Genomic DNA, 13592 nt, shown 5'->3' with positions numbered 1-13592 from the left:
CTCGGTCGTCGATGGTCGTGACCCCACTCACACACGCCGCAAACGACGAGTCGAAGCGCCATCGCGCCTCATCGTCGAGACTTGTCGGCTCGGCCTGGTTGCAGGAGAGACGGTCGCCTGAATGGCACTAATGGTGGCCAGCCGTAGCGCGTTGTCGGCTGTGACCGGATCGCCCAGACCCTGCAGTCGCTCGCGCAAGGCCAGGGCTCGAAGGAGCAGGCGCGCGGCTTCGTGATCGCGGCCAATCCCGACGCGGCCCAACCTACGTTGCCGATGAGATTGGCGAGGTCCACATCGTCGCGGCCGACGGCGTCATCAGCAGTCGATCGCGCGAATCGCCAGTTCGACTCGCGGCCAGGCGGGCCGCGAATTCAACGTATGTGAAGTCCGCACCTCCAGCTTTTCGTCGATGCGAGGCTTCGTCGTTGATGTCTACCTGCCTGCCAAGTGTCACGGGCTCCGTATTCGGAACCCGTGCAGGAGCGTCCAGGCCTGGGGCACTCAAGCTTCGCTCAATCCGTCAGGCTTGAGCTGATCATTTCCTCGCCGACCGATACGTCCGAGTCCGGCCAAGCTCAGTTCGGCTCGGGGTCGTCGTAGAGCGAGGCGCAATCGACGAGGCGGGCCGAATCTCCATCGTGAACGGCCATCTTCGCGCCAGCCCAGAGACTGGCACCGGCGTATCGTCCGTCCTTGGCGACGCAATAAAACTTGACCTGAAAATTCGGCCGCTGCTTCGCGTCGCGGAGTCTCGGGTTGCGGTTTGTCTCCACGATTCGCCTGCAGGCTTCGAGCAGGGCATCCTTAGGCGCGAGCCCGCGGCGCAGGCCTTCGACGATGGTGTGGCTGGACAGATTCAAGAGGTTCGCCTCGCCTCGACCGGTCGAGCCGGCGGACCCCGCTTCATTATCGAGGAAGAGCCCCGCGCCCAGGATCGGCGAGTCCCCCACGCGACCGGGGATCTTGTAGAAGAGACCCGAGGTCGTGGTCACACAGCCAAGGTTCCCGTGCGTATCCAACGCGGAGCAATGCAGGGTACCGTGCTCGCGAATCCCGAAGAACTTGCGGACAGCCGGTGACAACTCCGAATTCGGAGGCGCGATCCAATCACTGTCCTTACCGTTCGTCTCCTTCCAGTGGAGCCAGATCTCCCGGGCCTCATCGGTCAGCAAGTTGGTCTCGGGAATCCCATGAGCACGCGCGAACCTGAGCGCCCCTTCGCCGACGAGTAAGCAGTGATCGGTGCGTTTCATCACCAGGCGCGCGACAGCGGCGGGGTGCATGATGTTGCGGAGCGAGGCGACGGCGCCACCGCTGTGAGTCGGGCCGTGCATGACGGCCGCGTCGAGCTCGACGATCCCTTCCTCGTTGGGGATCCCACCATAGCCGACCGTGTGTTCCTCGGGATCGGCCTCGACGATCGCGACCCCTTCGATCGCCGCGTCGAGAGGATCGGCCCCAGCCTTGATCCGCTCCATCGCTTTCTCGACGGTCTTCAGTCCGTTACCACTCGCGACCACGATCGGTCGTTTCATTCCCAACGGCACGGGGGCCGCCGCCCCGAGGATCGTGGTGCTCAGCCCCGCGGCAGCGCTGACGGAAAGAAAGTGGCGGCGATTGACGGAATCGGACATCGAAAAATCCCTCGTCGACGTTGATAGCGCAATGGCCCTGGCCATTCGTCGCGTTCATCATAATGAGCGGCCCATCGGCACGCCATGATTTGAATGAGTCCGATCGTGACGAGTTGGCCTTGGCCGTCATCACGCTTCGGATTATGATGCCCGCCGCGCCGAGGCTCCTGTCGACTCGGCTCAACGATCGACTTGTGACTCGCTCATCTCGCTTGCGGCTCTCGACAAATCCATTTACGCTCTGGCGTCTGTTGAATTAAGGCGGAACGGTCATGGACGGCACGTTACCGACTCATTGCGCATGGAATCGGCTGGCCCTTGCAGCAACCCTACTGGTTGCGGCCGGGCTCGCTGGGTGCTCTGGATTCAGCGGCACCACCGCGGCGTCGTTCTTGCGAAAGGTCCGCGAAGACCCGGACCCAAATACTCGCTACCTCGCCTATCACAAGCTGGCCTCACCCCAGTGCTACGACACCGACGAGCAGAAGAAAGAGGCGGTGGCCACGCTAGTCAACAAGCTCGAGCATGGCAAAGAACCAGTGGCGACCCGCGCTGTCATTTGCCGAACGTTGGGTGAGCTCCGCGATCCCGGAGCGCGTGAGGCGTTGATCAGGGCCGTCGGCGACAACGAGGGATTGGTGCGTTCGCAGGCCTGCCGATCGCTCGGCCAGGTCGGCCGGCCCGAAGACGCGACCATCCTCGCGCGGGTCATGACCGTGGACACTCTGGAAGATTGCCGAATCGCCGCCATCGAAGGACTCGGCGAATTGAATGCGAAAGACCCGAGGATCATGGAAGTGCTCGTGAACTCGATGGAGCACGCAGACCCTGCCATTCGCCTGGCCTCGCTCAATGCGCTGCGAAAGATCACCCACAAAGATCTCGGCGTCGATCCCGGTCCCTGGCAAAAGGAACTGCTCCCGCAGATGTCCGCGGCATCACCTCCTCCGACCGCTCGTTGAACTGTAACGCGTGATCTCCAGTCATCGATCCCAGGCGACATGGCCAGAACCGACCGCAACGTGCGATAATCATCGCGAGGCGAACCTCGAATTCCCGCGTTGTGTCGCTGGAGGATCGGGTCGAGCGGGCTGAGACGATGTAGCGCGCCGCGAGGGGTCATGGACACGCATACGCTAGAGCTTCTGGAATTTGATAAGGTCCGCGCGTTGGTCGCCAAGCGAGCCGCCTGCTCCCTGGGCAAGGAGCGAGCCTGGCGCATGGAACCAAGCCGCGATCCGGGTGAGATCCGCGGCTGGCAGGCGCTCACGACCGAGATGCTCGATGCCCTCTCCAGCGGCCTGACTCCGCCGTTCGGAGGCCTGCACGACATCCGGCCCCAGGTCCGCCGCGCCCAGATCGGCGCCATGCTCGACCCCGAGGAACTGGCCCAGGCGGTCGAAACACTTCGCGCGGTCGGCCACCTTAACCAATGGCTCGACCGGATTGGCGAGGAATTCCCGCGACTCGGCGGACTCAAGCAAGGCGTCGGTGAATTCTCCGGGGTCGTCAATGCAATCGAGGGCTGCCTCGACAGCCGGGGAAACGTCCTCGATACCGCAAGCCGGAAGCTCTCGGCATTGCGACGCGAGATCGGGCAGGTTGAGGAGCGGATTCAAGAGACCCTCCGTCGGATGCTCCGCTCTAACGAGATCAAGCGGATCCTCCGCTACCCGAACTTCACGATGGTTGGCCACCACTACGTCTTGCCAATCGCCAAAGAGCATCGTGGCGAAATCCAAGGTTCCGTCCACCGGACCAGCGCCAGCAATGAGACGGTCTACATCGAGCCCCAGGCAATCGCCGAGCACTCCGCACAGCTTTCTTTCATTCGCGCACGTGAAGCCAAGGAGATTCGCCGGATTCTCCGATGGCTCAGCGCCCAGCTCGGGCAGGTCGCCGAATCGGTACTCGGCAGTCTGGAAACACTCGGCGAGCTCGACCTGATTCACGCGCGAGGACGTTATAGCCTCGACGGCCGAATGACGCCGCCCGACTTCAACGAAGATGGGAAGCTGGTACTCCGAGGCGCCCGGCATCCACTCCTCGAAGCCTTCTTCCGAGGCGATAACGCGCCTCCTCGCGTGCCCGAGCCGCCGCGGGAACCTCCGGCCGAGACCGTCGACTCTCCCCCTCCGGCGGCGAGTCCTCAAGAGCCGAGGACCGTCGTCCCGATCGACGTCCACCTCGGGCTCCAGTTTCAGACCCTGGTCGTGACCGGCCCGAATACCGGGGGAAAGACGGTCGCGATCAAAACCGTCGGGCTCCTGGCGATCATGGCGCAAGCAGGCTTGCACATCCCTGCACATCAAGGGTCGCAGCTTCCCGTCTTCGACGAGGTGCTCGCGGATATCGGCGACGAGCAAAGCCTGGAGCAATCGCTCTCGACCTTCTCCTCCCACGTACGACGCGTGACGGAGATCCTCGGGCGGGCCAGTTCCAAGTCGCTCGTCTTGCTTGACGAGATGGGAGCAGGGACCGACCCGGCCGAAGGGGCCGCGCTTGGCCGTGCGATCCTCGACGAGATCGACAGCATCGGCGCACGCGCGATCGTGACCACTCACCTCGGCGATTTAAAAACCTACGCGTTCTCGAACCCTCGGGTCGAGAATGCCGCGGTCGAGTTCGATCTCGAAACGTTGCGGCCACGCTATCGCCTTCATATCGGTGATATCGGCCAATCGAACGCGCTGCAAATTGCACGTCGGCTCAGCCTGCCCGAGCACATCGTCAGTCGCGCGGCGAAGTATCTGGCCCAAGGGCGCGGCGAGGACCTCCCCGAACTGGCGATCCTGCAGAAACTGCGCAAGGACGCCGAGGACGCGCGTCAGGCTGCTCTGACCGCCCAATCCGAAGCCGAACGAACCCGGGAAGCGCTCAACCAGCGGCTGACCGATCTGCAACGCCAGGCCGAAAACGACGAGCGACTCACCGATGCCAGGGCCCGGCTCCAGCCTGGCGATCGCGTGGTCGTCCCCAAGTTCGGCTACGATCGGCCGGGCCGAGTCGTCAAGCTCGACCCCCGCAAGAAGACGGCCGTGGTGGCCATCGGCCAGATGCAGTGGGACGTCGCGATCAGCGAACTGATCCCCCAGACCATGCGCACACCCGAGGTCGCGGGTCCCGCCAAGGCCAAGACGGGCGTGAGCAAGAACTCACCCCGCCTCGAAGATTTCGCTGATGAGTCTTCCCGGTAACGAACGAGCGGCGAACCCATCAACTCAAAGAACCAGACCGGGCCGCTCCCTTCGCCTCAACCGATGGCGAAGAGAGCGACCGACGTCCTTTCCACCGACTTTCATGAAGTCGTCGGCGTCTTGAGGAACAAGACACCCATCGGAGGAATCCGTAACGAGAGGTGATACGGCCGTCCTCCGTGGGACTCATGCCTGGCCCACACGCCCCCTTGGTTGCCGACGTTCGACCCGCCATAGCGCTGAGAGTCGGTATTGAGAATCTCGCGATAAAAGCCACCGCTGGGGACGCCGACCCGATAGTCCTCACGCACGACGGGCGTGAAGTTGCACACCACAACGACCGAATCGCTCCGGTCTTTTGCCGAGCGGAGGAAAGCGAGGACGCTATTCTCCCAGTCGTGCAGTTCGAGCCACTCGAAGCCCTGCCACTCGAAGTCAACCTCGTACAACGCGGGATCGGAGCGATACATCGCGTTCAGGTCACTGACGAGGTTCTTGATCCCCTGATGGTCGGGCCACTGGAGGAGATGCCAGTCGATGCTGGTGTCATGGCCCCACTCGCGCCACTGGGCGATCTCGTCCCCCATGAACAGGAGCTTCTTCCCGGGGTGGCCGTACATATAGCCGTAGAGCAGTCGCAAGTTGGCAAACTTCTGCCAGAGATCACCGGGCATCTTGTCGAGCAACGACCCCTTGCCGTGAACCACCTCGTCGTGCGAGAGGGGAAGCAAGAAGTTTTCGTTGAACGCGTAGATCATGCTGAAGGTCAACGCCCGTGCTCGTACTTGCGAAAGACAGGGTCTTTCGACATGTACTCAAGAGTGTCGTTCATCCAGCCCATGTTCCACTTGAGGCTGAAGCCGAGACCTCCCAGGTAGGTGGGCCGCGAAACACCGGACCAGCTTGTCGACTCCTCGGCGATGGTCAAGACACCCGGGTGCTCGGCATGGCAGAGTTCGTTGAGGCGTTTGATGAAGTCGATGGCTTCGAGGTTCTCGTTGCCGCCGTGGATGTTGGGAACCCACTCGTCCGGCTTTCGCGAATAGTCGAGATAGAGCATCGACGCGACGGCGTCGACGCGCAGGCCGTCGATATGATAGCGCTCGAGCCAGAAGAGGGCATTGCCGAGGAGGAAGTTGCGCACCTCGGGTCGGCCGTAATTGAAGATCTTCGTGCCCCAATCGCGATGCTCGCCGAGTCGGGGGTCTTCGTGCTCGTAGAGGTGGGTGCCGTCGAAGAAGCCGAGTCCATGGACGTCGCGTGGGAAGTGCGCGGGGACCCAATCGAGGATCACGCCGATCCCATTCGCATGGAGGGTATCGACAAAGTAGGCGAAATCATCGGGGGTGCCAAATCTCGAGGTCGGCGCGAAATAGCCAACCGGCTGATACCCCCAACTGCCGTCGAACGGATGCTCATTAATCGGCATGAGTTCGATATGGGTAAAATTCGTCTCCCTCAGGTGCTCAACGAGTTGGTCGGCGAGTTCCCGGTACGTGAGGAAACGGTTCCCTTCTTCGGTCTTCCGCTTCCAGGAACCGAGGTGCACCTCGTAGATGGCAAGCGGACTTTGAAGGCTCTGGGTCTTTGTTCGACTGCGCATCCAGTCGTCGTCGTGCCAGTCGAAGTTGGTCACATCCCAGACGACCGACGCTGTCTCGGGGCGCATCTCGGCGAAGAAACCGTAAGGGTCGGACTTCTTCACGAGATAGCCTTGGACCCGGCTCTTGATCTCGAACTTGTAGACTTCGCCCTGGGACAAGTCGGGGATAAAGATTTCCCAGAGGCCGGTGGCGCCGCAGCTCCGCATCGGATGGCGACGACCGTCCCAGTGATTGAAGTTGCCGATCACGCTCACGCGTTCGGCATTCGGTGCCCAGACCGCGAAGTGAACTCCCGCGACCTCCTCATGTTTGCGGAGGTGCGCTCCCAGCCGTTCGAAGTTCCTGTAGTGCGTTCCCTCACCCAGGAGGTGGAGGTCGAAATCGCTGAGGACCGGGCCGAACTGGTAGGGATCGACGAACTCCCAACTGAAGCCCTCATGGCTCTCGACCGCCAACCGATAGGGAAAGGGGGCCGTCCGCGTCGGGAAGCGAGCGACGAAAAATCCGTCAGGGTGAACCAACTCCATGGGAACGCGAACGCCGGGCTCACCTCCCGACAGATCGACGACCCAGGCCGCTTTCGCTTCGGGCAAGAAGGCCCGAATCACGCGTGATTTGGAGGTCCCTTCTATCAATTCATGCGAACCGAGGACGGAGAACGGAGCCCAATGATTGGCGTGGACGATCCGGTTCAGGTCGTCCACCGATATGCTCGGTGTCTTCGCACTCTTCACGGCCATGCTCGTGAGCTCGCTCATGTTTCGCCAATCGAAATGGGGAGTTCTGTAAACAAACCTTAGCGACGAGAGCGTGGAGGTGCAACCGCCATGCCCGGATGATCTTGATCCTCAACTCGCTCGCGAGAACGCGACTCGCTGGGTTGGCCGAGACAGCCTCAGATTCGCGAAAGTCCGAGGGATCGACCGCAATCTCGCCAGCGGAAATTATCACGAACGGGACGATGGACCGCGATCGCCCCCAAAGCTCATTTGCCCAGATCCACGACACGTCGCCTCGATCAGCGCGGGGACGGAACCGCGGGTTGCCCAGTCGGGGGCAAAACCACCTCCGCGATCAAAGGGAGATGATCCGAGCCACAGTCGTTGCCGACCCAGCATCGCGTGAAGGTCCAGTGCGGGCTGGCGAGAAGGTGGTCGATCCGGAACCAGGGGAACCGCGAGGGACGTGTATACCCGTAGCCCCGCCCGGCGTCCTCGAAGGCAAAACGAAAGACGGACCTGACCGTTGCCATCGACGAATCATCGGAAGGCATGTTGAAGTCCCCCCCAATCAGGATCGGGACGTTGCCCGTCTCGCTCATCCGGCTCACCACTCGACCCAGTTGAGTCCGCCACCATTGAATTTGGAGTGGCAACCGGGTCAGGTCCCCGTTAAGTACCCCGTTCAGTCCGGGTCTGATCGTGGGCAAGTGGGCCGTTGCGATGACAAATTCCAGGCCTTGCGGCGTTCGAATCCGGACCCGATCAAGCTGTGCGGAATACCATCCATCGTTGGTCGACTGATCTTCCAGCGAGTCCAGATGAGCGACGATCGGGTAGCGACTCGCCAACCGCTTCGACCGATCGCGATGCCAACCCCGATCCAGGTAGGCCTTGAACGCAAGATTGACCTCGACGTTTTCCTGCAAGCAGATCAGATCGATTCGCTCCCGTTCAATCATCTGAATTAGCCGATGGGAATCGATCGGACCAGGGCCAAGGTTGTAGGTCAGAATCCGAAACGATGTTCCCTCGACTCGAGGACTCCAGAACTGCGCCGTCGAAAAGGAAAACCCCATCAACGGACCGGCAACGATCAGTCCCACCGTCCCCTGCATGATCCAGTGCGAAGGCTTCCGCCGCAGACCACTGGCCAGGGCCAGCACGGCGACCGGGGCAAGGTAAAGCCAGCGCGGCACGAACAGGAGGACCGTCACGCCCCACCAGTCTTCACCGACCCAAGCGATGAGCGCAAGAATCACGAGGATGAACACCGCGTAAACCGCGGTCGCCAGCGCGATCCAACGCCCGCGACGCGGGGGAGTCGCCTCGCGATCCGCCACAGCCGTAACGATGGCGGCCGACACTGGTCCGCCACACCCAAGGCATTGGGTCAGGTAGGTTCGAGAGGGGTTGGGCGTCCCACACATCGCGCAACGCCAGAACGGATCGGAAGTCGCCGAGCGAGAACTCTCAGTCATCGTGGTCCTCAATCCTAACCTTCCGTCCCGACTCGCGATGGTGAACCAGGGCCACTTTCTCGCCCTTTGCACGTAAGCGCACTGGTCAGGTGGGGATAACGTCGCTTGGAATGACCGCAATGAGGTAAGATGCAGCACACGAACGACACGGGACGCAGCGATGGCATCAGAGGAGAGGTCGGATCGAGCGGCCTGAAAAACAGTAATCCGGTCCGACAACCCTCCTGATCTGGCGACTCTATGGGCTTTTGGAACGTCTCAGTGTCCAGGGAACAATAATTGGCGTATTATACGCGAAGAGCCACGCTCGAGGAATGCGACGGGTTCATCCCATAAAGGTTCTCAAGGACGCGACAAGGCGATCGAAAGAACCACGGCGCACGGTGCGTCGGTTATGGGTTCAAAGGAGTTGTGGCCGATGAGTGCCGTCCTGATCGTCGACGACAGCCCGGCCGATCGGGCCCTGTTCCGAACCTTATTAAGCCGCGCCGGCCACACCGTCCATGAAGTCGCCCGGGGCGGGGACGCGTTAGCGAAAGCGCGGGAGGTCCGTCCTCACGCGATCGTGCTCGACGTCAACCTTCCCGACATGGACGGCCATTCGGTCTGCCGCGCGATTCGCGCTGACCCCGAATTCGCGGGCATGCCGGTGCTCATGCTCACCGTACGTGACAACGACAACGACGTCCTGACCGGCCTCAACGCCGGCGCCGACGACTATGTGACCAAAGACTCGCCGGGCGAGATTTTCCTCGCCCGAATCAGTCGGCTCATCCAGTATCGTCAGATGGCGACCGTGGCGGCTCTGAACGAGCACCTGGTCCAGGTCGGCCGGCTGCTCGCTGGGATCGTCCACGAGATTCGCGGGCCGCTCTCGGTCATTCGCGGCAGCGCGGAGTTGATGAAGTATCAGCTCAAACCCGACGATCCCCACCTTCAATGGCTCGACCCGATTTTGCGGAATGCCCAGGTGCTTCAAATTCGCCTCGAGCACTTGATGGCGACCGTCCGAAGCGGCCCGCCCATGGTCGTGCTGGTGGACTTGCCCCCCCTCGTCCGTGAGTCGACCGACCTCTTCCTCAAAGGAACGGACCCGCGGGCAAGTCACGTCGGAATCGAAACGATCGTCCCCGATCGTGTTCCCCCGGTGCGCGCCGATGCGGGTCGGCTATTGCAAGTCTTTCTCAACCTGCTCGGCAATGCGTACGAAGCCATCTTGGCGTCGGGGCAGGGGGGGCAGATTACCGTCCGCGTCGAGCCCGTCTGTGACCAAGGCGTGGAGTGGGTCAGAGTCGAGGTCTCGGACAACGGACCGGGGATCCCGGAAAGCTTGCTGGAGAGGATCTTCGAACCGTTCTTCACCACGAAGGAATCGGGAAGCGGGTATGGACTGTACCTCGCCTCGGAGATCCTCAAGGAACAAGGGGGGCGCCTTACCGCCTCCAACACCCCAGGCGGAGGCGCCTGCTTCGCCGTCTGGCTGCCACAGGCCGTGATGCCCGCTACCATCCGGAGCGGGCAGGGGGCCTCGTAACAGCCCCGCGATTGTCTCCGAGACCTTGCTCTATGCCTGCTCAACCTGAACGTAAGTTGGCCCAATTCCAAGAACAATGGGGGGCCGCCCTGATCCTCGGTCTGCTCTGGGTCGGCTTCGGCGCGACGAGCTACGCGATTCTCGGGTATCCCCGAAGTCTGCCGATCCTGGTGCTCAGCGCCGTCATGCTCTTGATCGCCGGGCGCGTGCAAAGCGACGCCGAACGCAAACGTTGGGCCACCCCGATCCACCGGCTCTCTCGAGAACTGAACGCCCTGGCCGATGATCCGGAACGCCCGTTTGAGCTGACGTACGTTCCCGAACTCGGCGATGTCCTCCGCTCGCTCCGGGAATTGAAAAAAGTCTGGCACCCCGCCCCCAAGTCGGACCCACCCTCGTCACTGAACCTGACCTTGAGCAGTGGCGAGTTCAGCTCCCAACAGCTGACCGACTCGCTGACACGAAGCGCACTGCTCGCGTCCCTGACCCCTGGGGCCGAAAGCCTGGATGTCTCGCTCTCGGGCGACTTCTCAACCACCGACATGGTCAGCCGGCTCGAGTCCCGAACGTTCCGCTGGATCGAATCAAGCGCCGCCGAGCAGGAATTTCTGGGCTGGGGACTCAAGCAGCTCCGCGAAATGTCGTTTCTGGAAATCGTCCACCCCGATGATTACGAGCGAGCGCGTGACGAGTTGCGTGCCGCGATCTCGAAGGGGGAAGCACACGGCCTGGTCCTTCGGATCAAAACCGCACGCGGCAAACCGAAAGCGATTGAGATGAACGTCGGCGCTCGGTATGGAACCGACCTGACGGTCTCGCACTTGCGATGTCACATCACTGACGTCACCGCCAAGATCCGCGCGGAGCGTGAACTTCGCCTCCGCACCCGCGAGCTCACGCAGGTCAACGAGCAACTCCGGCACATCAACCGCGAACTCGAAGAGCTGAAGGACCGGTACAGCGACCTCTATCAGAACGCCCCGGCAATGTACTTCAGCCTCGACGACCAGGGACGTCTCCTGGAGTGCAATGACACCCTCCTCCGCACCCTCGGATACCGCCGTGACGAGGTCATTGGCCAAGCCTACGAGCGACTCTTGCCCGAATGGCGACGGTCTCTGTTCGCGGGCCGGTTCGCCGACTTTCGCCTGAAAGGCAAAGTCGAGATCGAGAGCCAGTGGGTCATGGCAAGCGGGGAGACCATCGACGTCTGGGTCTCGGGCACAACCGTCGTTGGATCGGGTGGGAAGCTGCTTCACACCCGAATCGTGGCCCAAGACGTCACCGCGCGACACCGGCTGGAGGCTGAACTCCGGGAGAAGAACGACCGACTCGCCGCGACGATCGACGAGCTCTCGCGGAAGAACAAGGAGATGGACGAGTTCACTTACGTCGTCTCACACGACCTCCAGGAACCGTTGCGAACCTTGATCGCCTTCTCCGACTTCTTGCTTCGAGATTGCGGCGACAAGCTCGATTCCAACGGCCAGGAATACGTGCGTTACTTGGTCGACGCATCAAGACGCATGCGAGCCCTGATCCACGACTTGCTCACGCTTTCTCGAGCCGGGAGGGTGACAGGCGAATTCACGACGGTTAACCTGGAAGAGGTTATGTCGTTCATCAAGGCCGATCTGGGCGAGTTGATTCGCACGAAAGGTGCGGAAGTCAGGACGGTCGCCCCGCTGCCAACCTTATGGGGGGACCGCGACCGGATCGGCCAACTTCTGGCGAACTTGATTAGCAACGGGCTGAAGTACAACCAGAGCGCCGAGCCTTGGGTCGAGGTGGGAACCTTGGCCGACGAGCCTGGCCCCTGGCTCACCATTTATGTGCGAGACAACGGCATCGGTATCGACCCCCAGTTCCATACGAAGATTTTTCAGCTCTTCCGGCGCTTACACACGCGAGAAGAGTACGAAGGTACAGGTGCCGGACTCGCAATTGGGAGCAAGATCGTCCATGCCCATGGCGGCCGGATCTGGGTCGAAAGCGAACCAAATCAAGGGTCGACGTTCTTCATTAGCTTACGCCGATCTCCACCCGAACCTTCCTTGCCGCAAACCGAAGTGACTCATGCGACCTGATTTTCATATCCTCCTGGTCGAGGACAGTCGGGCCGACGTGATGATCATCGAGCGGGCGCTGCACGACGGGAACGTCCCGCACCGCCTGACCGTCATCCATGACGGACGCAAAGCGCTCGATTATCTAGTCCGCCTGCAAGACCCGAAGTCCGACACAGACCTGGAACCCGACCTGATCCTGCTCGATCTGAACCTCCCCGGGATCGACGGATGTCAGGTTCTCACCCAGATCAAGAACGACCCGTTGTTACGGACGATTCCGGTCGTCGTCCTCACCACGTCGCTGCGCGATGAGGACGTTCTCCAGACCTATCAGGCTGGCGCGAACACGTACATTCAGAAGCCGGCCGAATACCCGCGTTATCGCGACCTGGTCGTCACGCTCCGTCAATACTGGCACGAGACCGCCATCCGGCCGCCTCGCACCCGGCCAAGTCATTGACCAACCCGAGGCAAGGCCATGCCCCTTCGTCTGCTCCTGCCTCAAATCTGCGTGAGGAAATATCCGTTGACTCCGTACCCGATCGCATAGGGCCAACCGGCCGTTCCCTGAGGCACGTAACGAGGGGATTCAAAGACGATATTCTGCTGCGGCAGCGGGATCGAATTACGCGGATCGGAGTTGAACGTCACCTGAAAGAGCGGCTTGATTCCGTTCACCACCGGGGCATAGAAAGACTGGTTCTGGCCAGGCCGGAACGTGAAGAAAAAGGTTTGGCCGTTGCGGTAAGTCGACGCGGAGATCCCGAACGTGACCGTCGTGTTCGTGTTGTTCCAGAGGCTCACAACACCGTAGTCGAGAAAGCCACTGGGAAGCCCCAACCGAATCAAACCCATTCCACCATTGGGCCCTGACCCGGGGTTGGGATCGGGGCGAGGATTGGGATTAGGACGCGGAAAGCGTCGCTTGACCCGCATCGACTCGATCGTCGCCCGCTCCGTGACAATGGCGGGTCCGCTCACCTGAGCCGTTCCCGTCGGCGCCTGAAACTGAGGGAGCCGCGCGAGCACCATCGCCGCTCGCTCGGCACGATGACGAACCGCCATGGCATGAAGTTCAGCGCCGGCGGCCAAGGTATGAGCCGTCGCGACGCAACGCTCTTCGACGCACTCAGCGCTCGGTCGAAACGATCGTTTCACCCTGTCACTCATCGGTGTCGTCCTCAAGAGGTGTTCGTCTGGGCGCAGGGCCGGCCGTGAATCGCGCTCACGCGGGGCGTGAAACCGGTACCACCAGGCGCGTTCCCTCAAATATACCTGACGGATGCAGGCCTGCATTGACGCAGGGAATTCGAGGCGGACAAGCCAGGCCACCCGGTCAGTCCCCGAGGCGAAA

The 13592-nt window shown here is 61.7% G+C and carries 8 protein-coding genes and 1 pseudogene; 5 read left to right on the top strand and 4 right to left on the bottom strand.

Annotated features, from left to right (window positions below; all coding sequences use genetic code 11):
- Nucleotides 1–575: 575 nt before the first annotated feature.
- Nucleotides 576–1634 carry a glycosylasparaginase gene (locus tag V5E97_RS31405; protein WP_406695496.1) on the bottom strand — a complete coding sequence of 353 codons (1059 nt, stop codon included), beginning with the start codon at nt 1632–1634 and terminating at the stop codon, nt 576–578.
- 272 nt (nt 1635–1906) lie between these two features.
- Between V5E97_RS31405 and V5E97_RS31400 the strand changes: the two genes are divergently transcribed.
- Nucleotides 1907–2596 carry a HEAT repeat domain-containing protein gene (locus tag V5E97_RS31400; RefSeq protein WP_406695495.1) on the top strand — a complete coding sequence of 230 codons (690 nt, stop codon included), beginning with the start codon at nt 1907–1909 and terminating at the stop codon, nt 2594–2596.
- 159 nt (nt 2597–2755) lie between these two features.
- Nucleotides 2756–4831 carry an endonuclease MutS2 gene (locus tag V5E97_RS31395; protein WP_406695494.1) on the top strand — a complete coding sequence of 692 codons (2076 nt, stop codon included), beginning with the start codon at nt 2756–2758 and terminating at the stop codon, nt 4829–4831.
- Nucleotides 4832–4932: 101 nt separating this feature from the next.
- Here the strand turns inward: V5E97_RS31395 and glgB are convergent.
- Nucleotides 4933–7175 (bottom strand): annotated as a pseudogene (glgB, locus tag V5E97_RS31390) (1,4-alpha-glucan branching protein GlgB).
- Nucleotides 7176–7453: 278 nt separating this feature from the next.
- Entirely contained in the window at nt 7454–8635 is a 1182-nt protein-coding gene (locus tag V5E97_RS31385; protein WP_406695493.1) for an endonuclease/exonuclease/phosphatase family protein, read from the bottom strand.
- Between the two features lie 418 nt (nt 8636–9053).
- Between V5E97_RS31385 and V5E97_RS31380 the strand changes: the two genes are divergently transcribed.
- From V5E97_RS31380 to V5E97_RS31370, 3 genes are read left to right on the top strand one after another with little or no spacing between them, the layout of a single operon-like run.
- Nucleotides 9054–10169 (top strand): ATP-binding protein, encoded by a 1116-nt coding sequence (locus V5E97_RS31380; RefSeq protein ID WP_406695492.1) that lies wholly within the window; start codon nt 9054–9056, stop codon nt 10167–10169.
- 32 nt (nt 10170–10201) lie between these two features.
- Complete coding sequence (locus tag V5E97_RS31375) at nt 10202–12256, top strand: sensor histidine kinase (RefSeq protein WP_406695491.1); 2055 nt, start codon at nt 10202–10204, stop codon at nt 12254–12256.
- Nucleotides 12246–12698, top strand: coding sequence for a response regulator (locus tag V5E97_RS31370; protein WP_406695490.1), 453 nt, complete (start codon nt 12246–12248; stop codon nt 12696–12698). Before V5E97_RS31375 ends, V5E97_RS31370 begins: the two co-directional genes overlap by 11 nt.
- A gap of 41 nt (nt 12699–12739) precedes the next feature.
- Here the strand turns inward: V5E97_RS31370 and V5E97_RS31365 are convergent, their stop codons facing one another.
- Complete coding sequence (locus V5E97_RS31365; protein WP_406695489.1) at nt 12740–13408, bottom strand: hypothetical protein; 669 nt, start codon at nt 13406–13408, stop codon at nt 12740–12742.
- Between the last annotated feature and the right edge of the window lie 184 nt (nt 13409–13592).

Origin of the sequence: Singulisphaera photorubra, assembly GCF_045290345.1 — a bacterium.
In the GTDB taxonomy this organism is placed as follows: Bacteria; Planctomycetota; Planctomycetia; order Isosphaerales; family Isosphaeraceae; genus Singulisphaera.
Note: the sequence above shows the minus strand (reverse complement) of the source record. Positions and strands in the feature narration are given on the sequence as shown.